This is a genomic window from Bacillus sp. FSL R5-0286, from assembly GCF_038593245.1.
In the GTDB taxonomy this organism is placed as follows: domain Bacteria; phylum Bacillota; class Bacilli; order Bacillales; family Bacillaceae; genus Bacillus; species Bacillus altitudinis.
This window is the reverse complement of sequence record NZ_CP151977.1, coordinates 304,754-330,016: the sequence shown is the minus strand read 5'-3', so window position 1 is coordinate 330,016 and position 25,263 is coordinate 304,754. Positions and strand designations below refer to the sequence as shown.

23 protein-coding genes are annotated in these 25,263 nt (G+C 42.2%); 5 read left to right on the top strand and 18 right to left on the bottom strand.

What is annotated here, in order from left to right:
• Positions 1 to 45: 45 nt before the first annotated feature.
• The gene (locus NST24_RS01760; RefSeq protein ID WP_007498311.1) at positions 46 to 1,476 is read right to left on the bottom strand and encodes a YfcC family protein; all 1,431 of its coding nucleotides are present in this window, start codon (positions 1,474 to 1,476) and stop codon (positions 46 to 48) included.
• A gap of 153 nt (positions 1,477 to 1,629) precedes the next feature.
• Between NST24_RS01760 and NST24_RS01755 the strand changes: the two genes are divergently transcribed.
• The gene (locus NST24_RS01755) at positions 1,630 to 2,757 is read left to right on the top strand and encodes a M20 peptidase aminoacylase family protein (RefSeq protein ID WP_281215641.1); all 1,128 of its coding nucleotides are present in this window, start codon (positions 1,630 to 1,632) and stop codon (positions 2,755 to 2,757) included.
• A gap of 47 nt (positions 2,758 to 2,804) precedes the next feature.
• Here the strand turns inward: NST24_RS01755 and NST24_RS01750 are convergent, their stop codons facing one another.
• The 15 genes from NST24_RS01750 to NST24_RS01680 all read right to left on the bottom strand — a co-directional run bounded on the left by NST24_RS01750 (position 2,805) and on the right by NST24_RS01680 (position 17,976).
• Positions 2,805 to 3,527 carry an SDR family oxidoreductase gene (locus tag NST24_RS01750; RefSeq protein WP_017366560.1) on the bottom strand — a complete coding sequence of 241 codons (723 nt, stop codon included), beginning with the start codon at positions 3,525 to 3,527 and terminating at the stop codon, positions 2,805 to 2,807.
• Positions 3,528 to 3,612: 85 nt separating this feature from the next.
• Complete coding sequence (locus NST24_RS01745) at positions 3,613 to 4,488, bottom strand: alpha/beta hydrolase (protein WP_342462218.1); 876 nt, start codon at positions 4,486 to 4,488, stop codon at positions 3,613 to 3,615.
• A gap of 39 nt (positions 4,489 to 4,527) precedes the next feature.
• The gene (locus NST24_RS01740; RefSeq protein ID WP_072367522.1) at positions 4,528 to 5,409 is read right to left on the bottom strand and encodes a glycine betaine ABC transporter substrate-binding protein; all 882 of its coding nucleotides are present in this window, start codon (positions 5,407 to 5,409) and stop codon (positions 4,528 to 4,530) included.
• Positions 5,409 to 6,254, bottom strand: a complete 846-nt coding sequence (opuAB, locus tag NST24_RS01735; RefSeq protein WP_024718999.1) for a glycine/proline betaine ABC transporter permease subunit OpuAB — start codon at positions 6,252 to 6,254, stop codon at positions 5,409 to 5,411. Before opuAB ends, NST24_RS01740 begins: the two co-directional genes overlap by 1 nt.
• A gap of 10 nt (positions 6,255 to 6,264) precedes the next feature.
• Positions 6,265 to 7,530 (bottom strand): glycine/proline betaine ABC transporter ATP-binding protein OpuAA, encoded by a 1,266-nt coding sequence (gene opuAA, locus NST24_RS01730; protein ID WP_017358586.1) that lies wholly within the window; start codon positions 7,528 to 7,530, stop codon positions 6,265 to 6,267.
• A 400-nt stretch (positions 7,531 to 7,930) separates the two neighbouring features.
• Positions 7,931 to 9,025, bottom strand: a complete 1,095-nt coding sequence (locus NST24_RS01725) for a toxic anion resistance protein (protein ID WP_024719000.1) — start codon at positions 9,023 to 9,025, stop codon at positions 7,931 to 7,933.
• Positions 9,026 to 9,039: 14 nt separating this feature from the next.
• Positions 9,040 to 10,656 (bottom strand): YceG family protein, encoded by a 1,617-nt coding sequence (locus NST24_RS01720; protein WP_039166379.1) that lies wholly within the window; start codon positions 10,654 to 10,656, stop codon positions 9,040 to 9,042.
• Positions 10,657 to 10,726: 70 nt separating this feature from the next.
• Positions 10,727 to 11,542, bottom strand: coding sequence for an HAD family hydrolase (locus NST24_RS01715; protein WP_034647502.1), 816 nt, complete (start codon positions 11,540 to 11,542; stop codon positions 10,727 to 10,729).
• On the bottom strand, positions 11,539 to 12,648 hold the full coding sequence (locus NST24_RS01710) for a cysteine protease StiP family protein (RefSeq protein WP_284564859.1): 1,110 nt from the start codon (positions 12,646 to 12,648) through the stop codon (positions 11,539 to 11,541). Before NST24_RS01710 ends, NST24_RS01715 begins: the two co-directional genes overlap by 4 nt.
• Complete coding sequence (locus NST24_RS01705) at positions 12,641 to 13,972, bottom strand: phosphoribosyltransferase family protein (protein WP_342462622.1); 1,332 nt, start codon at positions 13,970 to 13,972, stop codon at positions 12,641 to 12,643. Before NST24_RS01705 ends, NST24_RS01710 begins: the two co-directional genes overlap by 8 nt.
• Entirely contained in the window at positions 13,956 to 15,149 is a 1,194-nt protein-coding gene (locus NST24_RS01700) for an HpcH/HpaI aldolase/citrate lyase family protein (RefSeq protein ID WP_282746507.1), read from the bottom strand. Before NST24_RS01700 ends, NST24_RS01705 begins: the two co-directional genes overlap by 17 nt.
• 82 nt (positions 15,150 to 15,231) lie before the next feature.
• Positions 15,232 to 16,011, bottom strand: a complete 780-nt coding sequence (locus tag NST24_RS01695) for a TerC family protein (protein ID WP_008342130.1) — start codon at positions 16,009 to 16,011, stop codon at positions 15,232 to 15,234.
• Between the two features lie 140 nt (positions 16,012 to 16,151).
• On the bottom strand, positions 16,152 to 16,730 hold the full coding sequence (locus NST24_RS01690; protein ID WP_007498343.1) for a TerD family protein: 579 nt from the start codon (positions 16,728 to 16,730) through the stop codon (positions 16,152 to 16,154).
• A 41-nt stretch (positions 16,731 to 16,771) separates the two neighbouring features.
• The gene (locus NST24_RS01685) at positions 16,772 to 17,353 is read right to left on the bottom strand and encodes a TerD family protein (protein ID WP_008342133.1); all 582 of its coding nucleotides are present in this window, start codon (positions 17,351 to 17,353) and stop codon (positions 16,772 to 16,774) included.
• Positions 17,354 to 17,373: 20 nt separating this feature from the next.
• Entirely contained in the window at positions 17,374 to 17,976 is a 603-nt protein-coding gene (locus NST24_RS01680) for a TerD family protein (RefSeq protein ID WP_008342134.1), read from the bottom strand.
• Between the two features lie 417 nt (positions 17,977 to 18,393).
• On the opposite strand from NST24_RS01680, the gene NST24_RS01675 reads away from it, so the two are divergent.
• On the top strand, positions 18,394 to 19,386 hold the full coding sequence (locus NST24_RS01675) for an LLM class flavin-dependent oxidoreductase (protein WP_342462217.1): 993 nt from the start codon (positions 18,394 to 18,396) through the stop codon (positions 19,384 to 19,386).
• A 213-nt stretch (positions 19,387 to 19,599) separates the two neighbouring features.
• Positions 19,600 to 20,640, top strand: coding sequence for an acyltransferase family protein (locus NST24_RS01670; RefSeq protein ID WP_017366554.1), 1,041 nt, complete (start codon positions 19,600 to 19,602; stop codon positions 20,638 to 20,640).
• 19 nt (positions 20,641 to 20,659) lie between these two features.
• Here the strand turns inward: NST24_RS01670 and NST24_RS01665 are convergent, their stop codons facing one another.
• On the bottom strand, positions 20,660 to 21,442 hold the full coding sequence (locus tag NST24_RS01665) for a glucose 1-dehydrogenase (protein ID WP_342462216.1): 783 nt from the start codon (positions 21,440 to 21,442) through the stop codon (positions 20,660 to 20,662).
• Positions 21,443 to 21,554: 112 nt separating this feature from the next.
• A complete protein-coding gene (locus NST24_RS01660; RefSeq protein WP_008342138.1) occupies positions 21,555 to 21,983 on the bottom strand; it encodes a cell wall hydrolase in 429 nt (142 codons plus the stop codon).
• A gap of 539 nt (positions 21,984 to 22,522) precedes the next feature.
• On the opposite strand from NST24_RS01660, the gene NST24_RS01655 reads away from it, so the two are divergent.
• Positions 22,523 to 23,584: a DUF4352 domain-containing protein gene (locus tag NST24_RS01655; protein ID WP_024719008.1), complete on the top strand. Its 1,062-nt coding sequence runs from the start codon at positions 22,523 to 22,525 to the stop codon at positions 23,582 to 23,584.
• Positions 23,585 to 23,682: 98 nt separating this feature from the next.
• Positions 23,683 to 25,038 (top strand): IS1182 family transposase, encoded by a 1,356-nt coding sequence (locus tag NST24_RS01650; RefSeq protein ID WP_342461942.1) that lies wholly within the window; start codon positions 23,683 to 23,685, stop codon positions 25,036 to 25,038.
• Positions 25,039 to 25,263 lie beyond the last annotated feature (225 nt).

Sequence of the window (25,263 nt, the reverse complement as noted above, 5' to 3'; positions counted from 1 at the left end):
ATAAGAAAAAAGCCGCCAAACACTCTTTGGCAGCTTCTCTCTTATTTAATAAGGTCCCCAATTGATCATGACACCGATACAAATAAAGACAAGGCCGATGACGAACCAAATGAGCGCAAGCGGCACCATAAAACGCAGCCATTTCACGTAAGGAATCCCACTTGCAGCCAAGACAGCCATCAACACACCTGAAGTCGGATTCACGCAGTTGACCACCCCTTCACCGAGCATCACTGCTTCTACCGCTACTTGTCTCGTGATACCCATTAAATCAGCAAGCGGCGCAAGAATCGGTATAAAGACAACCGCTTCTCCTGATCCTGATGAAATCAAAAAGTGAAGGAGCGCACTGGCGATATACATGCCGATCGCACCAGCGATTGGACTAAACCCTGTCAGCATACTCGCAAGCCCATTCACCACAGTATCAAGCAGCTTGCCGTTTTCCAAAATGACTGAAATGCAGCGTGCCATGCCGACAATGAGTGCGCCGTATACAAGGCTTTGACAGCCGACAATAAACGTTTTTGCAATATCATTGGCAGCTAATCCCCCAAGCAGGCCAGCAGCAATTGCCATGAAAATGAACACACCAGCCATTTCCTTATCGGTCCAGCCAAGCTGAAGCGCACCATATAAGAACCCCCCAAGCGACAAACCGCACACCGCTAAAATCAGCTTATGTCTACCGGTGAATTCAGGCTTGTCCACAGATTCCGCATCAGCTCCTCCTAGCCCTTTAGCTGGAAACCACTCGTCACCAAGCAGGCTTCCCTTTTCTTTATTTTTCAAGCGTTTTGTATATAAATAGATGTACACAATACTAGATAGGAGAAAACAAAGATAAATGATGACACGCAGCCCAATACCAGAAAAAATCGGCAGTTCTGCAATCGTTTGTGATAAACCTAATGGAGATGGAGACAAAATAGTTGCGTTAAAACCTGCATAACAGCCGATGTAAATAACCGCCGCTCCAGCCACTGCATCCCACTTTAAAGAACGTGCCACAATGATCCCAATAGGAATAAAGCCAATGACCGAGTTCACCACAATTCCGGTCGTCCCAAGTACAGAAAACAATCCGCCAACAATACAAATAAACAATAGCTGTTTCGTTTGGAACCGGCTGATGACATTGTGAATCATCCCGTTAATGGCACCTGTCTTTTCCAAAATTGCAATGGTTCCGCCAGTAAAAAGAATCAGAAAAATAATAGAGGATGAACCAACCATCCCTTCTTGAATCGCTGTAAAAAAACCAACCGGACTAACTGGTGATTGATCAATACGGTGATAACTGCCAGGAACAGCTGTTGTGATCTCTCCTGACGTTTTCCGATCAAATTCACCGGCTGGTACAAAATACGTTGCGATCGTACAAATTAAAGCAATCATAAATAAGAGTACATACGCATCCGGCATCTGAAGTTTTCTTTTTTGTTTCTCAGGTGCTGATACTGTTGCTGTTTTCATCTGTCAAAACCCCTTTGTCCCGATCGGAATTTCACTTAATTTTCTGAATAATCAAATGATGTGTTATATTATAAACACTGATGATATTTAAGATCAATATTATTTCACTAAAAGAATGTTTTGGCAGATTATCTGTCAGCAAGGAGGCTTCTCATGACAACTTTGACAAACGAGATGAAACAAACCGTGACAGACATCTTTGAACATCTGCACGCCCATCCAGAAATCAGCTGGGAAGAGACAAATACGACAGCTTATATTGAAGCTCTATTAAAGAAATTAGGCTGTAAAACGAGAACATTTGAAGACTGTACAGGGGTAATCGGTGAAATTGGGGAAGGCGCACCAGTGGTTGCTGTGAGAGCCGATATTGACGCACTGTGGCAGGAAGTAGATGGCGTATTTCAAGCCAACCATTCATGCGGACACGATGCACATATGACGATGGCACTTGGGACATTCATGGCATTGAAAGAAAAAGAACTTCCAAGTGGCACGATCCGATTCATTTTTCAGCCTGCCGAAGAAAGAGGAGGCGGCGCTTTAAAGATGATCGAAAAAGGTGTGTTAGCTGACGTCGATTATTTATACGGGGTGCATGTGCGCCCAATACAAGAAACCTTAAACGGACGCTGCGCTCCTGCCATTTTGCACGGATCAAGTAATCATTACGTCGGAACCATTCTAGGGGAGGAAGCACATGGTGCACGCCCGCACCTTGGGGTCAACGTCATTGAAGTTGCATCTACGCTTGTGCAGAGACTGGCACATATCCATGTCGATCCACGAGTCGCCCATTCTGTGAAAATGACCAATTTAAATGCAGGCGGCGGCAGCTCCAACATCATCCCTGGCAAGGCCTCTTTTACACTCGACGTTCGGGCACAGACAAATGAAGTGATGGATGAATTAGAAAAGGAAATTGAAAGAGCATGCCATTCTGTAGCGGATGCTTTTGGCGCCTCTATCACACTTTCAACTGATCATCGTCTTCCAGCTGCGACATTAAATGAAGAAGCTGTGGAGATCATGTCACATGCTATAGAGCAAGTGCTAGGCAAAGAACAGCTCGATCCACCGATCGTGACGACAGGTGGAGAGGACTTTCATTTTTATGCAGCAAAGCTTCCTCATATGAAATCGACGATGCTCGGTTTAGGCTGTGATTTAAAACCTGGGCTTCATCACCCTTATATGACATTCGATCGCTCTGCCATTTTTACCGGCATTGAGATTTTGACGGAAGCTGTATACAAAACACTTCAGCAGCATTCATCGTAAAATAAAAAAACCACCCGTCTTTCCTGAAGCGGGTGGTCTCCTTTATTTTACGCATTCACATCTGTCATTGCCGGTACATTGATTTCTTTCACACAGGACACCCTGGATAGATGAATGACACACCTTGCCAGCTCGACAATATCTTGTACAGGTATTCTCGTTTCATCATACAGAGCAATGGCTTTTTCAGCGCCATCTTCGTACGGAACTTCTGCCGCCAACTCTCCTGGATTGATACAGGTAACGGATATTTTATCTTTCCTTACGTGCTCTCTTAGTGCGTTCACAATACCACGAAGCCCAAATTTAGAAGCAACAAAAGACACCTGAGACAAATTCGTATGGTCAAGTCCCGCAGTAGAACCAATGACGATGATCTTTCCATTCTCAGATGTCCTTACGTGCGGAAGCAGAGCTTGGATGTAGGTAATCGTTGAGGTAACGTTCACATTGATTAAATGAGCGATATCCTCCGGTTGATCATGATCGAAAGAATAATCATCTTCAAAGCCGCGTTTCTCCCATAAACCTACGTTATAAATGAGTACATCAATTGTCTGATTCTTCAATGCTTCGAGCATAAAAGGGATATGGGTTTGGCTTGATAAATCGATCTTCAGCCAAATTCTACGCACTCCATCGTCTATGTTCAAACTGCTTGGTTCGCTTCGTGACACAATCCATACTGTATCTCCACTTGAAGGAAGACCTTTTACAAAGGCATCCCCTAATCCTTGACTCGCACCAAATATGATATAGTTTTTACTCATGCTTCCTCCTTCATGGCTCACTTACGAGCTTCCATCCATACACCCATTCATCTGTAAGCGTTTTATACCTATATCATACAATGTCTTATACATGCCTGCCCCTTTTATGCTCATCTTCACTTTCTAAATGGCCTAGCTTCCTTATTTCCTTTAATTCCGCTGGTAACGCACGCTCTTCTATAAAGCTTTTGATCATGTTGACAAAAAGTTCTTTCTTTTCAAAAGTAAACGTATGTCCAATGTCAGGAACGATGAACCCGGCTGCATTCGGGTGTGCATTCGTGATTTTTTCTGCTGACCTAGTCATAATGCTCTTTTCCTTTTCTCCCACTGTCACAAGAATCCGTGCCTTCGCTTGTTGAAACGTCTCAGGGAGCTTGTAATGAAGATTTTCTTGAAACATCGTAAGCAACGTCTTCTTCTGCAATTGTTTGGAATCCGCTGCATAATGATCCAGTACATCGTTTGGTAGTCCCATCTTTTCTGCTTGTAGCTGGATGAACCAATCTTTCTTTAATAACGGATATGTAAGAGGTAAAATGGGCCTTACCATCAAATAGAGCCATGGTAATGGCAACACAAGGGCGCTATTGATGATGGCGATGTCTGCGATGTCTGGCTCTCTCGATAACACATCAACGGCTACCTGAGCACCTAGAGAGAAGCCAATTAGAATGACTGTACGACCATGTGCATGTTCCTTTATCCATGAAATGATTTCAAGAGCACTTTCTCGCATGGAAAACGACGTTTCATTTGCTCTTGTCCCGTGACCGATAAAATCAGGGGTATAGCATTCATACGTTTCCTTGAATATTTCCATATGCTCCTGCCACATCCAGCTGCTTACGCCTCCACCGTGCAGGAAAATCATCATTGGTTTTTCCACCATCGACAACTCATCCACCATCCTTATATATAAGAAAAAGCAGTCGCTTTTTGAGCAGACTGCTTTTTCCATATGCTCCCTTCTATTATAAGGGAACTGTTATACAATTGGCTATTTTTTCAAATCTTCGATTGAGTTGACGTTTTTCATATAAGTCGGAACAACGAGACCCATGCGAAGACCCTTCATACTTGTACCGAGGTCATCATATTTTCCTTTAAACTTCGCTGCATACGTTTTATGCGTATTTGGAAGCCATGCAGATAATGATGCATCAGCACTTCCGGTTGCAATTGCTGTCCACATTGGGCCTGCTTCAACCTGAGTCAAGGTCACTTTAAAACCAAGCTCACGCAATACCTCTGCGGCCACATTGGTACTTGCAATCTCACTATCCCACGCAACGTAGGCAAGATTGATTTTGTCACCGTTTGACTTTTTCACGCCTTTTGTCCATTTCGCTACTTGATCTTTATGTTTTTTCACATATTTAACAGCAGCATCCTTTGGTTTGACGCCATCTTGAATATCAAGCATCACTTCACCCATGTCATCTTGAGACCATTTAAATTGACTGAGCATTTTGGCTGCTTCCGGCTGATCCTTCGCAAATCCTTTACGAGAAATGGTGTGAATTTCTTCTTCCTCACCATATGATTTTTTCGGATCATCTAAATATTTCAAATCGTAGCGGGAAAACATCCAGTGAGGATTCCAGCCAGTGATGATAATCGGTTTTTTACGGTCATACGATTTCTTCAATGTCGCTGTCATCGCTGCACTTGAGGCAGATACAACCGTCCAATCCTCTAAACCGTAATCCTTTTTCGCTTGATCCGTCAGCGCCATAATACCTGAACCCGGATCAATCCCGATAATCGTTTTATTGACCTGCTGTGCTGCACTTGCATTTGAATCTGATTGTGCACCACAAGCGGCTAGTAAAAAGACAAGCAGGGCGGTCATCCCAATGTAGAGAGACTTTTTCCACATTAAGCATTCCCCCTGGTTTTTTTCGTTTTAATGTTTTGTGTAATACGATCCAGTGTAATCGCTACGATAACAATGGCAATACCAGCCTCAAAACCAATCCCTGTTTTCAGCTGCGTTACTGCACTATATACTTCCGAACCAAGTCCTGGTGCACCAACCATTGCCGCAATGACGACCATGGATAGAGCAAGCATGATACTTTGGTTAATCCCAGCTAAGATGGTTTTTGTAGCAAGTGGAAGCTGAACTTTGAACAAACGCTGGAATGTCGTTGAACCAAAAGCTTCTGTTGCTTCAATTAAATCAGATGGTACTTGTTTAATCCCGAGAATGGTCATACGAATCGTTGGCGGCATAGAGAAAATAACCGATGCCACAACGCCAGGTACTACTCCGATGTTAAAGAAGAAGATCGCTGGTAAAAGGTAAACGAATGCAGGCATTGTCTGCATTAAGTCTAAAATAGGTGTGACAATTTTACGCACTGTTTCCTTCTGTGATGCCCAAATACCGATCGGAACCCCGATCACGATAGAAATGACCACAGCTGTCAGAACGAGCGCAAGTGTTTGCAGCATTGGCTGCCAGTAGCCTAAATAGTCGATCAGTAAGAATCCAATAAGTGTGAAAAGAGCAACTCCTCTTGTACTGATCCACCAAGCAATGCCGGCAAAGATAAGCGTTAAAATAATGGATGGAATGACGCCAAGTGCAGCTACAATACCATTTACTGTTCCAGCTAATCCATTTGTGATGCCATCAAAGAAACCACCAAAGGTTAATGTTAACCAGTCAACAAATTGATCGATATAATCCGCGAACGGAATTCTAGGTAAATCACTCATACTAAACATCTTATTCTACCTCCTGTGCAGAAGGCTCTTGTGCTTTAATTTCCTCTAGCTTGTTAGAAGACATGTTGATATATTCATCATTACCTGATAATGCACCAATCAATGCACCTCTGACCACAATACCCTTCATTCTGTTTTTCTCATCTACAACGGCAATTGGAATGTTCGCATCAGACACCGCGTCAAAGATCTCTGTTAAATACGTTGATTCCAATACTGTCGTAAATTCTTTATCAAGAACAGTTTCTAGCGACGCACCCGTTTCTGCCGCTTTTTTCGCTGCTTGTGCAGAAATAACACCTAATAAATGCTTTTTCTTATCTACTGCATAGATAGACGAAATACCAAGGTTCTTCATGAGTGTGAGCGCAACACGTGCCCCTTTATCAATCTGAACTGTTTCTGCACGTTTCATAATATGACCAGCGGTTAATACTTTAGAAAGGTCTACATCTTCAACGAAACGTTCAACATACTCGTTCGATGGGTTCATCAGAATTTCTTCTGGTGTTCCGATTTGAACGATATTCCCGTCTTTCATGAGGACAATGCGGTCGCCAATACGAAGCGCTTCATCTAAATCATGCGTGATGAAAATAATTGTTTTTCCTACAGACGTATGAAGCTCAAGCAATTCATCCTGCATGTCTTTACGAATTAATGGATCTAGTGCGCTGAATGCTTCATCCATTAACAAAATATCGGGGTCATTAGCTAGTGCACGTGCCAATCCAACACGCTGCTGCATACCGCCACTTAATTGATTTGGGTACTGCTCTTCAAAACCTTCAAGTCCAACAAGCTTTAAAGATTCAAGCGCTTTAGAGCGGCGCTGTTCTTTTTCTACACCTTGCAATTCAAGCCCGTATTCTGTATTCTCCAGAATGGTACGATGCGGGAACAATGCGAAGTTTTGGAAGACCATGCTGATCTTTTTCCGTCTGACTTCACGCAATTGATCCTTTGACATATTTGTTATCATATCCCCATCAATATAAATTTCGCCGGAGGTTGGTTCGATTAACCTATTCAGCAGCCGCACAAGTGTGGACTTTCCGCTCCCTGATAGCCCCATGATGACAAATATCTCGCCGTCATACACATCAAAATTTGCTCGATTGACACCAACTGTTGCGCCGGTCTCTTTTAGGATTTCTCTTTTTGTCTTCCCTTTTTCAAGCATTTGAGATGCTTTTTTAGCATTTTTACCGAAAATTTTAGATACATTATTTATCTTGATTTTGATCTTTCTCTCTTCAGAATTCATTTTTTCCCTCCAAATTAGCATCTTTATAACCGTAACATAAGCGTTATGATGCGAACAATCTTTAGAATTCGCTTATTTCCGTACAATATGTATGAATTCCATATAGAGGTCTGGTGATTACAGTTTATACGCCGTATTACTCGTAAATCCTATAGAATGCTTCATAAACTACATATTTTACGGGGTATTTCCTCTCACCAGACAATATTTTACTGAAAATCCCTTATTGTGCTAAAAAATAAGTCGAATCCTTGTGGTAGCGGGCTTTTTCTTTCATGGGTGAACCATGCCCCTGAACAGGATTTACCCGAAAAAGGTCACATAAAAACCTTTTTTCTCAAATTTTAATCAAATTCATGAAAAAACTGCCTGCAACTTTCGTTACAGACAGCCTGTTTTTTTAGGACTCTAGGGCAGCTCTCTTAATATTATCTTGAAGTTCAAGCATACGTTTTGTTCCGTCCTCACGTAATCGTTTGTTTTCTTCTTCAATCTGCTTCGTCTCTTTCATCCCTTGTACAATCGTATTAAAGGATGATTCGATCGTTTCAATGTCGATGCTTGGACGACCTGATAATTTAGCAATCTCAACACTTTGACTTGAGATATTTTCAGCATTTCGTTTCAGCATTTCATTCGTTCTTCTGTCCAGCTCACTCATGGAATCAGCCACAAGCTTTTGTCTCTTCGCTGTTACCGCTTGAATGATTCCATTTTTGAAAATTGGAATCGTAATGATGAAGGCAGAGTTAATTTTCCCGATTAATTTCGTATTACCACGCTGCAGCAAACGGATTTGTGGTGCCGTTTGAAGTGCCACCATCCGTGCCATATCAAGATCATATACACGTTCCTCAAGCGCTTGAATCCCATTACGAAGCGTATCTAGCTCCATTTGTGCCAGCTGGTTTCCCCCCGCCGCTTTTTCTTCATAAGAAGGAACCAATTGTTTTAATTCTTCGATCTTCATTTGCCCTGCGACGACATACTTTTCAAGCTCCATATAGTATTGAATGTTATGCTCATACATTTCTTCAAGCGTAACCGTCGATTTGGTCATTTCATCTTTGTATTTACTGATTTCCACATTGATTTTTTCAATTTCTGCACCGAGCGTTTGATATTTGCTGAAAATCTTCTCGATCATGCTGCCACCGCGTTTAAAGATTTTTGATAACAAACCGCCCTTAGGCTCGTCAAAATCATTTTTATCAAAACGATCCATGATCTTTCCAAGCTGTGTAAGCATCGTTCCAGAGTCTGTGACACTTGTTGAACGCATCATAGAGAGGATACGGTCAGAAAACTTAGAGATTTCGACAGCCGGCTGTTTTCCGTATTCAAGCAGTTCAAGCTGATTTTTGGCATCAATCTGTCTCGCAATGTTTTGGACTTCTGGTTCATTGCGCAGCTGAACGCGAATATCGTCTGCCTTTTCAATCGTGATTTCCTCTTTATCAATTGAAATGATGTCATTTCCGTTTGTATTTGTCATAAGCTTTGATCTCCTTATCGGTTTTTAATGGATTGAAATAACTTTCTCACAATGGACGGCTCTTTAAACTCTTGGTTCATGACCATTTCATCAAGCCAATGTGTATCAAATAATTGATCGTCTATATACCGCTCTATACACTGATAGCCGGCGGGATGATAGACGAAGAGATCCACACCCATTTCATTTAGGAAAATCAGGGCAGCCGCATCAGAACGAGTCAGCTCACCATTATATTCCGTATGGTATAAAATCACTTTCGGTACAGTCTGGGCATAATCAAAGGTTTGAATGAGTTCAATTACATCTTGGTTCATATGCAAAAGCTGCTTGAATAAATAAATACGCACATCTAATTCGGTCTCATGACCTTCTTTTAACAGCTTCGGATGCTGACAAATTCGAGAAATGGCCTCTGCGATCGCACGCTGCGTGCCCTCATATAAATGCGAGAACTGCCACACATTGCTTTTCATTAACAAACCAGGGTCAACCTCTCCTGCTTTAGAGAGTGCATGCTGATAATGAAATTGATAATTCGAAGACACTTCTTGTGTGAAAGGGAAATGACGGATCGTTTTCGTTTCTTTCCCCTCCATTAGCGTATGGATACGGTCCCAATATTCTCGCTTGTCTCTCGTCACCCCCATCATCTTCGCAAAAAGATTCGGAATCTGTATGGTGTCACGGTCTGCTTTGAAATTCGGGCGGATAAACGACCGTTCCTTTGCAATTAAAAACAGCTCATCATACGTTGTCTTTAGCGTAATAGAATGAGGGGTATGATCTCTGAATTGCCATGGCTTATATAGCATGGAATCTTCTGTGTGAAGTACCTCTTCAAGCTCTCTTGTCGAACGGTACGCCACCGTTGATTTCCTCTCAGGCTTTTCAGTAGGGAACGGTTCAAGCTTTGACGTCCCTGGATACTGATCAATAAAAGTCAGCTTTTCTTCTGGATCTAATTCACGAAATTGATCCTTGCCTTCTGGATGAAACAGCACCACATCACAGCCAATCAGCATGACATAGTAAAGAAAATAAAGCTGACTTTTATTCGCCTCTCCATACCAAATGACAGCTGGCATTTTTTCTTCCATATTGCCTTCCTTCAGCCATGGTCCTAGATGATTATTTGAAAACTTCACCACATCTAGCAACACACGGCGGAAATCAGGATGCTGGAATCCCCCTTCATGCAGCTGCTTGAAATGTTCAAACACCTGGATTAACGAAAGGCGGATATGCCGGTTCATCACTGGGTTTGGATGACGGACAATGAGCTGTTCACCGTCTAAGAAAGCCACAAATCGATTCACGGACAATCCCTTTTCTTCCTGATTGATCATATGAATCCGCTGGAGCGCTTGAAAGTGCTCCGGCTCAATATGCCGGTTGAGGGTTTCACTTAAAATATGCATGCCGTCAGTTTCGTATAATTCATGCAAATAAATAAAATAATCGGTTGCATCATGCGGAGTTCCAAGGACACGGGCGGCGAGACGCGGCAAGGATAAGGTGTGCTCGTCCTTGACGTAGCCGTCTCGTTCAGGGAGCGGCTTTTTCAGCAGGTTTTTCCAGGCTTCCTGTTTCGCCCGTGTCTGGGTTACGTTGATTTCTTTATAGCTCACGCCGCTCCTTCCTTTCTCCTATATTTTCTCGAAAGCTACTACTATCATATCATTCAGCCTTCTACTTCTGCTATCGAATCGAAGGCTTTTTTGCTGTGTTCATCTTCTTTGCGACAGAAGCGGCGATTTCGTCTGCCGCCGCCATGCCAGAGGCTGTCGTCGGTTCAAGCGATAGATCAACATCTAAGACTTCCCCATGACTCGGAGCGAAGCCTTTATCCGCTTGACGTATGAGATCAGCATCTAACAAGGAGTCGCCCGCACCATATACATATTCAAGGTGTAGCCTTTCTTTTAGAAAAGCAACAGCAGCCCACTTATTGAGCGGCTTTGGAATAAAATACAGCTTTCGACCCTGAAGGGAAACTTGCCAGCCTCTCTCCTCACCCCACAGCCTTAATTCAGCGAGCGGAATATGAGAAAGAAACTCGTCTTTCATAATTAAATAAAGAAATCTTCCCTCAGCTGTTCGAGTACGTTTCACCCAAGCGGCAACCGGAAGTTCAGAGATCGCCCGCAGCATATCTCTCACCGGCATACACTCTTGCAGTCTCTCATCTACAATCGCCTGCCACTCCTCAAGTGGCTTGCCGTGATGAAGGATACAGCCGCCGTTTGTCGTGACGGCATACTCTGGTTTGATCTCTTGCTGAAAGAGAGTGATTCGTTCAAATTGTGCTGTCGTTCTTGTCGTCACTGGGATAAACCAGCCTGCTTGATGAATTGCCTGTAAGGATGCTTTCGTTTCAATAGACATGTAGGAAAGCGGCCGGTCGTCCAGCACCTCAATTAATTCGTATGCTCCCTTGTATGCATACTGCTCAAGCATTCGATGTGAGTATATCAGTGTCCGGTCTAAATCACTGGCAAATGCGATATTCTTCATGACGATTGCTCCATCGGGCGGATGAGTCCGCAGCATGTGTAGGACATGTTGGCATATTCAACGACGGGCACGCCTCTGTCCTCTGCGAGTAGTAAAATGTGCTTGAGCTTTTCCCGAGATCCAGGCTGAATAAGTATTTTCCAAGGGACTCTTCTGAGCAACACACGGGTCGTCTCACCGACACCCGGCTTAATCAAATGCGTATTGTCAATCTGGAACTCCTGACCAATAGCTTCAATGGAGGTCATCCCCCGCCAGTCAGGAGGCGTTCCTTGTGCGAGCAGGGTCTCTGCTTTCTCTTGTATATTTGCCTTAAGTTCAGAAAATGCTTCTTCAATTGTATTCACGTACAGATTAGAGACATCCTCATCAATGAGCTCTTCATAATACTTGGCCCCATGGAAATCATCGGCATGGATCCAGCGGTTGTTTAGCACCGTTCGACTAACTAGGCCAGAGACGGTTGAATTCAAGCAGGCACTTGGAATGAGGAAATCCTCTCTCGTTCCGTAAACACTCGTACAATAACCAGGATCAGCAAGCACAGCTAGCTCACTCGAAAGACGAATTCCATATTTCTGTTCAAAATCAAGCACCGCTTTTTGAAGCTCTTTGGAAATAGCACCCTTTCCAGTCCAACCGTCAATAAAGGCAATCTCAAAACCTGGATGTTCTTTGAGTATATAATGTAGCGCATTTTCATCTATTCCGCGGTCACGAATAATAGAGATGCTATAATGCGGCAAATCGAGACCATACGTCTTTCTGATATACCGTTTAATGAGCACCCCGATTGGTGTCCCAGCCCGTGCCAAGCTGCACAGAACGGTTTGAAAACCTCGCTTTTTCACAATTTGTTCTGCGACAACCGCTACGGCTTCCGCTACCTTTTGCTTACTTTCTTCAAGAGATTGATAGAATAAGTCCATATAAGATGCCGTCGGCTTATATTCAATTGGCAGCATTTCTGAGTAATGGGCACCGCTCTGAATAGAGCGCTCCCGCTCCTCAGTACTTTTCTCCATCTCAATCGACGATAAATCCTTGAGTAAGAAGGTTACGTCCTGCTCTGGATAGCTTCCCATCTTTGTATACACGTTAGCCATTCACCTTCACCTCATCTGATAAAGTCACAATATGCACATGCTTCACATGCCGCTCAGCAAATAAGTGGATCAGCGGCATCAAAGCTTCTTGAGACACCTTTTTCTCAAAAAACAAAAAGACATCATCGTACTGATCTTTAGGGATATTGTACACATAGTGCTGAATGCGGGCATCCTCCGGACTCAAAAATGCGAATCCGTTTTGAACGGCGTACCCTTCCTTTTCAACCGGATGAATCGGACTTCTTGTCGTCGAATGAAAAAGGACACCTTCGCCCATATGAGCTGCAAGTCTCATCGGCACATACATCAATTCTCCTGTTCCTAAGCAGAGTGTCTGTTTTCCTTTTCGTTTTCGCTGAAGCTTCAGCCCAGCCTCAGCAGCTGCTTGATCAATGGCGTCCGTGTCCGCTGCGCTTAAACCGAAACGACCTGTTTCATGGATATACGGCGAATGCCCTGCCGGATTGACTGCATGGGAAAGTGAATATGGCACTTGCTTAAAGAATGATTGAAGAGAATGAAAAGAGAGTTCAGGTCTTTTCTCTTGCGCAGCAATTTCATACGAATAAGCAGGCTCATCCAGCGTTGTCCCCCGAAACATCATCTGCCCTTTTAATAAAGATAATGATGTGATATTTATACCTAGCTCCTCTTGAAGCTGAAGCATTGCTTCCTCGTGCTCCTCTGTTCTCCAATCTAAAATGGATAGAATCGTATAAGAGGATCTAGGGTGCTTTGCGTGCAGATCCCGAATGATATTCATATTTGTCCGGCCTGTCGTGACCTCATCATCTACTAGCACAATCGGGCGATCCGTCCGAAGTAAGGCGTCGTCTGCGTAGCAAAGCTGATCTGTCGCATGAGAATGTTCCTCTTCAAATACGAGTGAAGGATCAAGATCCAACAGCTGTTCACGTGTCGTATGAATGTAAGATGCTCCTTCTATGACGTCATACACACCATGACCAAGCGCAGTTGCCGTTTCAGCAAAGCCGATCACAATCGGCTCGTTTACCGCAGAAAGCTTCTCTTTTTTGAGCACAGCATAGGCTTCGGTTAACTTAACATGATCATTCGTTTTTAGTGCATCTACTATATCGTCTTGATGCGGGGGCGTCTTGCCTGTTTGTTCTTTTGCATAAGCCATTGCCAAAAGACCTGAGACGAGGAGTGGTTTCAACGGGTGAACAGGCATATGTTTCCCGAGCACCTTACTAACAAATAAAAAGGCTCTCTTTTTGTTCACCCGTGCCGCCATGTCAAAAAGATGTTCTTTTTCAAGCTGAAGCGTACCCTCTTTGAGGTTAAGCTCCACCTCCATATGTTCCAAGATGTTCAGCGTATGCGGCTTCTGATTCTGTGAGTATGTCGATATAGCTTCTATTTTCATGAAACACCCCGTAAATGTCTGACTTCATTAAAATGTTTTCCGCCCAGCGATAGTGCGGCTTCGTTTCGTTCATTTTATTAGAGAAGGTACTCTTCATCACACCGACTGTACCATCTGCATGTTCTAAAATACTTAATGCATCCATGTACTCTTCCTTTGTGACAACGTACATGCTTTGAACTGGCTTGAGATGTGTTGGATGGATGACTGTCTTGCCATGAATACCATTTACCACATCCAGCCTTGTCTCTTTGAGCAGACCTTGCATATGATCGAGTTCAGATGAGGAAGATTCACCGCTCTTAGAAATTGCACGGATGAATGGATTTTGTTCTTTTCGTGCCGGTCCAAAATGCTCCCATACAGCTCCTGATATCACAAAAGAACGACCAAAATAATTGATGATATCTGTGATCAACTCAGCAATGACTCTGATCTCATAAATGGTGGTCTCGCGATCACGGCGAATGCCGTATAATCCACACAGATCCGTTGCCCCAATGCGAATATTCAAAATATATTCCTCATCATTCAGCATGATCTGCTTTAATTCAGACAACACCTGATATCTCGTTTCTTTTTCTAATAAATCTGGTGTTTCTAAAATGGGCATTCCGTATAGTGTTTTCTGAGTTTGTGCTGAAGCCTGTTTCAAACTGTCCACATATTCCTTTGCATTGTGAACGGAGCACTTTGGAAACACAAAACCAGTCAGTAAATGAAGAGAGGGACCGAGCAAATCTGCCATTTTGAGCAACTGTTTGGGCGAACGAACCCGAATAAATAAAAGCGGCAAATGCTCAGCTATTTCTGGAGAGTGATGAATTGTCTCAGAAAGGCAGGTCAATTGTGCCACTATATTCTGTTCAGCCATGTCCACTTCCTGATCACCAATGGCGTCCTCCAAGCAAAACACAACAGAGCAAAGCGCTTCATATTTCTGCGAAAGCAGCATGTCTGCTACATCCTGTCTTGTCGCAGGCATATACAAAGTAGCACCTAATGCATGCGCAAGTACATGCCTTGGCGTCAATGAATGAACTGCCGCCGGCCGCTTAAAAAAAATATCGTGCTGCCTCGTCTCTGATAAAAAACGAAAATATCGCATGCAGTGCCACCTCCTGTTGTAATGACTTGATGATTCAAAAAAGGATGGAGCCGCTAGTCAACTCCATTCCTTTTTGATCGTCCTATTCTTCTTTTGAAGCCGCAGCTTCGTTTGTTACACCTTGATGCTTCTTCTTATTGATTTTATGAACAATAAACGTTCCGATAAACGCTAGGATAATAATCGCAAAGAATGCAAGATGCGGGATTTCAATATGAGCAGCACTTAAGCCCATTTTGATGGCAATAATTCCAATGAGAATAAATGCCGTATTCTCAAGCTCTGGTATACGGTCGATGAGCACAAGGAATAATTGTGCCACTGTACGCATCATGAGAATTCCAAGCATTCCACCTAAAAGAAGAATCCATACTTCCTCAGATACAGCGAATGCAGCAAGAATACTGTCTACCGAGAAGGCAAGGTCCATAATTTCTACAGAAATAACAGTTGCCCAGAAGACGCCAAATACCCGAATCATCCAGCCTTCTTTTTTCAATTCCTTCGCTTCGTCATCTCCGTCACCTAACCAGAAGTGCTTAATGACCAGCCAAGCTAAGTATGCAGCGCCTAGTACCTTAATCCACCAAAACTTAATAAGCAGCATCCCTACGCCAATAAATAGAAAACGGAAGAAATAAGCGCCAATTAATCCGTAGGTTAATGCCTTTTTACGCTGCTTTTCAGGTAAATGTTTCACCATAACAGCTAATACAAGTGCGTTATCCGCTGACAACAAACCTTCAAGCACGACAAGGGTCCCAATAAGCCCCCAAGAGACAGGGTCTGTTAATACCTCTGCCCACATATGCCAATCAAAAAACGAGGCATACGTGTCCAACATATGTTTCAAAATGTCCAACTGGTTTTCCTCCTATAAGTGTAGAAGCATCAGCAGGCTTTCGCCTGCTGTTATTCTTGATCGCTGTTTCTTTCTCACTTTGGAAAATACCCTCATATGAGTCATTGGCAGCGCCTCTTGAATGAAGTTGTTTCTTCTCTTTACACTTCTAACCCATAATTTTGACAAAGAGCTGCAAGTCCGCCAGAGAATCCGCTTCCGATTGCGTTAAACTTCCAATCGCTGCCGTGTCTATATAGTTCGCATACAACGACAGCTGTTTCAATTGAGAAGTCCTCGCCTAAATCAAAACGAATCAATTCTTCCCCGCCCTCTTCATTTACAACACGAACAAATGCATTAGAGACTTGTCCAAAATTCTGGCTGCGTGCCTCTGCATCATGAATCGTAACTGTAATTCCGATACGATCAATGTTAGCAGGAATTTTCGAGAAATCAACGAGAATTTGCTCGTCATCTCCATCTCCTTCACCCGTACGGTTATCACCGGTGTGAGTGACACTGCCACTTGGATGCTGCAGATTATTATAGAACACAAAGTCTGTATCTTGTTGACAACGATTGTTTGCATCTACTAAGAAAGCCGAAGCGTCCAAATCAAATTCGGCTCCGCCTGAATATTTATTCGTATCCCAGCCAAGTCCGATCATCACTTTTGTCAGCCCTGGGTTGGTTTTCGTTAAATCGACACGTTGTCCTTTTGAAAGCTGAATCGCCATATTCGTATCTCTCCTATCTCCTGAAAATATGAAAACGGGCGTTACCCGATATCTAAGCCGAAGTCTGTTGCAATGCGGGCAAGTCCGCCTTGATAGCCTGATCCAACAGCTGAGAATTTCCACTCTCCGCCATGACGGTATAATTCACCTACAATAATCGCTGTTTCAATTGAAAAGTCTTCTGCCAAATCATAGCGAATGAGCTCTTCATTTGATGCCGCATTTAAAATGCGGACGTAAGCGTTAGACACCTGTCCAAAGTTTTGGCTGCGTGCTTCTGCATCATGGATTGTAATGACGAAGGAGATTTTCTCAATACTTGCTGGTACAGTTGAAAGATCAACATTGACCTGCTCGTCATCTCCGTCTCCTTCACCTGTACGGTTATCGCCTGTATGTACGATACTTCCGCCACCGCCAGTTGTTTGATTGTAGAAGACAAAGTCAGATGGAGAGTTTGCTTTCCCTGCTGCATCTAAAAGGAATACGCTTGCGTCTAGATCAAAGTCATGTCCGCCATCATACTTGTTTACATCCCAGCCAAGACCTACGACTACTTTTGTTAAACCTGGATTCGTTTTTGTTAAATCAATTTTTTGACCTTTCGCTAAAGAAATTCCCACTAGGAACCTCTCCCTTCTAATTAAATGTAGTTTCTCGTAATATCGGCAAGCTTCGCATCGTTTGTACCATTTCCTACAGCTACAAACTTCCACTCATTCTCGTGGCGATAAAGCTCTCCAACGATTAATGATGTTTTACCTGCATATTCATCTTTCAAATTATATTTCACTAATTCTTGATTGTTTGAACGGTCAACAATTCGGATGTAAGCATTTTGAATCATACCAAAGTGTTGGTTTCTTCTAAGTGCATCATAAATGTTCACAACGAACACCAATTTATTCACATTGCCTGGCACCTTGCTTAAGTTGACGAGGACTTGTTCATCATCTCCGTCTCCTTCACCTGTTAGGTTGTCACCTGTATGCTCAACACTACCGCATTTGCTTTTCAAGTTACCAAAGTAAATCAAATCTTTATTTTCAACAAACTTATCATTTTTCAGCATCAGCACTGAAGCGTCACAATCAATATCAGCGCCGCCTCCGCCGCCAAACAGCTTTCCAAGAAAACCGCCGCCTTGTGACACAGGGTCCCAGCCAAGTCCAACTAGAATATTGGTTAGTCCTGCTTTTCCTTTTGTTAAATCAATACGTTGACCTTTTTCTAATGTAATCGCCAAATCAATCACTCCTCCAGCATAATAAAAATCTATTTATTAAGCGATGGACCCTATTAAAATCATCATACATGAAAATTCGACAAAATTCATGAAATGACATTGGAGCCTCTTACTCTTTTTTCTATTTACTAGTATATACGATCTATGTATAAAAGAGGTTTCAATATGATGATATTTTTTTAAAGAAAGATCCATGACAAAAATGATTCATGTCGTAAAAGAAGTGTTTCATGTGAAACATTGTCGAATGTTCCCGTTACACAGCCTCTCGCTTAAAAACAGGGCGCGCATCCACTTCATATGTTGATATAGAAAATTCATGTACATAGCTGTGATAAACCCTTTCATTTCCTTCCGTTCATGACTTTCTTTATACTTATGGATAGAATTCAACGTATTGATGAAAGGGTGTTGATGATGCCATCACTTCATATATTAGATCAAGTCGCCATCCCTAAAGACCAATCCGCACAAGAAACATTGGTTCATACGACAGAGCTGGCCAAGCTTGCGGAAACACTGGGGTATGAGAGGTATTGGTTTGCTGAACACCACAGCACGAGAGGACTCGCGAGTACAGCGCCTGAAATATTAATGGCACATATTGCTTCACACACATCGACTTTGCGTACAGGCTCTGGGGGGATTTTACTCCCGCAGTACAGCCCTTTTAAAGTAGCAGAAGTCACCCGCCAGCTTGAAGCCCTTTACCCTGGGCGGATTGAGATCGGGGTTGGTAAATCCCCAGGCGGAATTGAACGGACGAGACTTGCTTTGACAGACGGCGTGAAGAAAGAACTATCTCAATTTGACCGCCAGCTGGAGGACCTTCTTTTTTACTTATCTGACAGCCTGCCTTCTGGTCATCGGCATGCAGGAGTGAAAGCGGCTCCGCTCGTTGATTCTTATCCGCCAGTCTGGTTGCTTGGACTCGGGGAAAACAGTGCCATCCAGGCGGCATCACTTGGAATCAACTATATTTTCGGACATTTTATTCATCCTGCACGAGGCAGGCAAGCTTTTGAAGCGTATCGGTCACACTTTTCTCCATCCGTTTTCTCACGTCAGCCTCAGTCTATGTTTGCTGTCTTTGTGATCTGCGCAGACACAGACGAGGAAGCAAGCCGCATTGCCACCAGTACAGATTTATGGCTACTTCGGGTTGAAAAAGGGCTGGACAGCCGCATTCCTTCTATAGAAGAAGCAGAGAACTATCATTACACTGAGCAAGAAAAGAAAAAAGTGTTACAAAACCGCCAGCGAATGATTGTTGGCTCAAAGCAAACAGTGAAAGAACAGCTACAAATCTTAATGGACCGCTATCAAACGGACGAGATCATGATATTAAACAATTCATTTGATCCAATGGAAAAACAGCGTTCCTTTGAACGAATCGCAGAACTATTTTGAAGCCAATCTTACATTGGCTTCTTTTTTTACATTGTCATAAAAAATGGGAAATGTAACATCGAGATGTCAAAACGCTTCCTTCTGTCATCTGATCGCAAATGTGTCTTCTAATCGTTAGCGAACTGTAAACGCATGGTAGGTGTACCTTTTATATAGTAGAGGTACATATGAAGTAACGGTTTACAATGCTGAGAAGGAAGGAGATGACTGGCCTTGAATAAGCGACTCGACTGGGTGGATGCGGCTAAAGGAATCGGCATTCTGCTCGTCGTTATGGCACATGTACCCATTCCTGATTCATTCAAGCAATTTATATATTCTTTTCATATGCCACTCTTCTTTTTACTATCAGGTATGATGTTTCGATCATCCTCACAACCTGCTATGTCATTTATACAGAAAAAAGCGAAAAGCTTGCTCTTACCTTATCTCTATTTCTCCATTATTACGTACGTTTTCTGGTTCACGGTGACCCGATTTTTCGCCTTTAAGGGGCAAACAGATATTGATCCCTTCGTTCCATTTACGGGAATTTTCATTTCAAATGCCGATGAAGCAAGACTGACGCATAACCCAGCCATCTGGTTTTTAACGACGCTCTTTTTAGTGGAAATGTTGTTTTTCTTGATGCATCGTCTGACAAAAGGAAAACCAGCTGTATTGATTTTACTGACCGTCCTTTGCGGCGGAGCCGGATATGCTTCCACGCTATTGTTAAACCAGAGTCTCCCTTGGAATGCCAACGTTGCGTTAACGGCTGTTGTGTTTTATTCAATCGGATTTTTAGCAAAACAATGGTTTGTGGAATTAAAAACAGACCCTACCCTTCTGTTATGTACAGGTCTGCTTGTACTGACTGCATATATGCAAAGCTTTAATTCACGAATTGATATGCGGGTCAATGACTATGGGGATCTATTCATTTTTTATGCTTGTGCACTGCTCGGTTCAGCTGCTGTTATTTATTTAAGCTTCAAATTGAAAACGTCCACGATATTGACGTATCTCGGACGTCATTCCATTGTGATTCTCGTCCTGCAATTTGCCGGTATCGATATCATGAAGGCATTTGTTTATTACGGACTAGGCATCAATATCTCTGATACAACGCAGCTTTCTTGGACGCTCTTTTATACGATCGGTACATTGCTGCTCATGGTGCCATGTATCTCTTTCTTGAGCAAGTATCCTATGCTGCTCGGCAAACCAGCAAAGTCAGCACACCGCTACAAAGAAAAAACATCCGCCGGCTAATGGGGCGGATGTTTTTCTATTATTCATCATTTAATTGAGATGGATAAAGTGTCATTCCTCCATCAACAAATAATGTAGTACCTGTAATATAGGCAGCTTCTTTCGATACGAGAAATGCAGCGGCGGATCCAATCTCCTTCGGATCACCAAACGTTCTCATTGGAATTTTCTCAAGCTGCTTTTGTTTTTTTTGTTCATCTTGAAGGTCGTCATTTGATTCCGTTGCTATCGTACCTGGTGCAATCGCATTGACCCGAATACCCGCTTCGGCATAATCAAGAGCCAGCGTCTTCGTCATCATATTCATTCCTCCTTTAGAAGTAGAGTAATGAACATTGAACGGACGCGGGATCTCTTGATGGACACTGGATATATTCAAGATTGATCCTTTCACATCATGCTCCATCATATAGGCAATCGCTGCCTTTGCTCCTAAAAATGAGCCTGTGATATTCACATCAATGACCTTTTGCCATTGTTCCAACGTCATTTCATGCGGCATTGCTTCTTCACCATTAAATCCCGAATTATTGACGAACACATCTAGTGCGTTAAAATTCTCCAGCGCGGCATCCATTAACGCCTGAATCCCTTCCTCTTTGGAGACATCTGCGTGTACTTTCACCGCCCTACCTCCATGCTGTTGAATGGCTTGTACTGTTTCTTCAGCACCCTCTTCATCACCTTTATAATTCACAACCACGTTCATTTGTTCTTGTCCAAACCTCAAGGCGATGGCTTGTCCAATCCCTTTAGAAGAACCTGTCACAATGGCTGTTTTCCCTTTTAAATCTTGATACATCTTCATTTCCTCCAATCACGTGCTTCATCTTGTTGATACACAATGGTTACCCATTTTGAAAAAAAGAAAAACACAATCCTCTTGAATACAAAGGATTGTGCTGTTCATCAAGCTAAAAGGTGTTATAAACATTCTCGCAAGTTTCAGCTGTGGGCTGGTAAAAGCAATGTGACTTATATCTTGCCACAAACGGCTGATTGTACCAAGTGGATGGACAATTTCCAGGCGGTTTGAAATACCAAAGACTGAATTTCGCAGGCCAAAATCGTTCACCATTAATGTTCCTCCGTGCAAGTGTCTTTTCACTTTCTCGTGCTCGCTGATAAAAATAGCCATGCGTGACTGCCTCAAACGCATGCTCCTGATAAATCATTTGTGGAATCGTACGCAGCCCTTTAAAGTCAGAACAGTTGGCACGCAAACGATTGATGCCTACATTTCCTACAAGCAGCATCCCTTGTTTCCCTTCACCTTCCGCTTCGGCTCTCAGCAGTCTGGCCATTAAATCAATATCAGAGCTTGTCGCTCTTACCACTGCCATACATCCACCTCCCATTCATTTCTCTTTTATTTTATGTAGGGTTTCTGTGTAGATGACTGCCATTTTGAAGGGAAAAGACACATTCCGTGTCGAGAGCCTGTCTAAATACCTCAACATTTCGCTGGACAAGTGTCTCTATGTCAACAACACACAAACCTAGTGATCATACACATCACAGGAAAAAATATTCATTACTAACGACTCGTTTACAAGTCATAAAAATCCTTCTATTTGCTACATCTTCTTCAAAAACAGTCATTTGAACCTATTCAATAATCCGACTCAAAACCTTAAAATATAAAATGTTGAGTTTTTACAGGAGATTTCAAACAATAAAATACACATTTCTCCTCTCAACATAGTGTCATTTTTACTACTTGAAGTGGATGAACCTTTCGAACGCACTGAGGTATTGACAGTACTTTCGCTTCATTCTACAGTAAAAAACATACAGTATTTTTCTTTTTGTGCAAAAAGAACGATATGAACTAAAGCTTTCCAATGAATTTCACCATAAAACCCGAGGAGGAAAACATCTCATGTTTAAAAAGAAATTATCCCTGTTTCTTCTGATTTTGTGTGTAACTGTTGTCGCTGCTGCTTGTAGTGGTGGAAAAGACAAAACTGCTGCGAAAGAAAGCGATACAAAAAAATCTCTTGATGCAGCTGAAGTAAAAGTAGAAAGTGCTGAGTACACTTTACCACCTCAATACGATACATCTGTTCAGGATGATCAATATGTCCTAAAAGTGAATGTATCTGTAAAAAACATCAGCAAAGAACCATTGAATGTGGATAAAAGCAACTTTACGCTTTACCAAGATGACGCTCAGGTGTCTACCATCTCTCCTGATGACTACAACGAAGTATTATCTTCAAGCTCTCTAAATGCAGGTAAAGTATCAAAAGGTGGACTTTTCTTTGTGGTTGATAAAGAAAAAGACTATCAATTGGTTTACACAGAGCCTGGTACTGGATCGAAAAAAGATGACAAAACACTAGAATTCGATATTAAAGGAAAAGACTTGATGAAAAAGGCAGATACACTTCAAGCGTCTGCAAAAGCCCTTTCTTCTTATATTGATGTCATGATCTTTGGTAAGAAAAATGACGATTTCGAAAAACTAACAGGTGATAACAAATCAACTGTCGTAAACGAATTTGATAAATCATTCAAACAAGGCTACATTTCTTCTTCTGGTATTTCATCTAGCTCAGCAAAAGACGAAAACCTTGATAAGCTTCTAAAAGCTGTGAAAGAAACATTAGCTGAAAAATCAAAGGTATCAACGAAAACAAAATCAATCAGCGGTGATAAAGCTGTCGTGACTGTGACACTTACACCAATTGATGCAAGCCCGCTTGTCGATCGTTTAAAAGAAAAAGCAACTGAATTCTACAGCAAAAACCGTACAGCATCTTATGATGATGCACAGAAATATCTACTTTCTATCTATCCAGATGAATTTAAAAAATTAGGACCATCATCTTCTGAAGAAACAGTAGAAGTGAACATGAAGAAAAACGATATCGACCAATGGAAACTTGATTTGAACGACTACAAAACAAGCTCATTGGTTGAAAAGTTCATCAAGAACTAAAGAAAAACCCCCGGTTCCCGGGGGTTTCAGCTTGTAGACAAAGTCTACAAGCTTTTTTGTATAATAAGGGTAATAACACATTTCTGTGGGGGATAAATATGTTATCGAATCGTGAAGAAGAAAGAAGAAATCAATTAGAAGTCGTGGCCTTAGATGAATTAGTGCCTGAAGATCATCTCGTACGAAAAATTGATCAAGCGATCGATTTTGATTTCGTTTATGATCTTGTCAAAGATCATTATAGTTCTGATAACGGCAGACCAAGTGTGGATCCCGTTGTTCTTATTAAAATGGTTTTGATCCAATACCTATTCGGCATCCGCTCTATGCGTCAAACCATTAAAGAAATTGAAACCAATGTTGCTTATCGTTGGTTTATTGGGTATGGATTTTCTGAGAAAATTCCGCACTTTTCTACCTTCGGTAAGAACTACGTGAGACGCTTTCATGATACAGATTTATTCGAACAAATTTTTTATCGAATCTTAAGAGAAGCGATGAAAAAAGGCCTTGTTGATCCCTCTATTGCTTTCATTGATTCAACTCATGTAAAAGCGAACGCCAATAAGAAAAAACTTGAAAAGAAAATTGTTCGAGTAGAAACGAGAAGTTATCAAAATCTGCTTCATGAGGAGATCAATGTTGATCGTGAGGAACATGGAAAAAAGCCGTTACCCCTACAGAATAAAGAAGAGAAAAAAGAAATCAAGGTCAGTACAACTGACCCAGAGAGTGGCTACTATGTAAAGGATGAACGTGAAAAGTTATTTGCTTATTCATTTCATACGGCTTGTGATTCAAAAGGATTTATTTTAGGAACACTGGTCACTGGTGGAAATGTTCATGATAGTCGTATGTTAGATTCACTCGTATCAAAGGTGACAAAGAAAGTCGGAAAACCCAATGTAGTCGCAGTAGATGCTGGATATAAAACACCTTATATCGCCAAGTTTTTAATGGATCAAAAGATAAGACCTGTCATGCCTTACACTCGCCCGAAAACAAAAGTTGGTTACTTGAAAAAGAATGAATACGTATATGACGCACATTTTGATTGTTACATTTGCCCCAACGGGCAAATTCTCTCTTATCGTACAACAACTAGAGAGGGATATAAGCAATATGCGTCTGATTCAGAGGTATGTAAATCCTGCTCGTTTTTAGATAACTGTACACAAAGTCAAAATCACATCAAACAGATTCACCGACATATTTGGCAGGACTACCTAGACGAAGCAGACCATCTGAGACTCACTAAAATGAATAAGAACATCTATGCAAAACGGAAAGAAACGATCGAACGCGTTTTTGCGGATGCAAAAGAAAAGCATGGAATGCGATGGACGAAACTTCGAGGACTGAAAAAAGTTTCGATGCAGGCGATGCTTACTTTCGCTGCCATGAATCTTAAGAAATTAGCAAACTGGACATGGAAAGAGCCGTGCCCAGCGTAAAGTAACTTATCAATTTTATCAAAATAAGTGAAAACCCCACTTTTACTTGAAATAAAGGTGGGGTTTGTCTACGGTCTGAAACCCCCGGTTCCCGGGGGTTTTCTTTAGTCTTTTTTTGATTGATGTCTATATTTGATTCCGACATACAAGCAAGTAAGGAAGAAAATGGTGACCCACACCCACAAGACATTCACCATCAATATTGTGGTGGCTACTACGATCAAA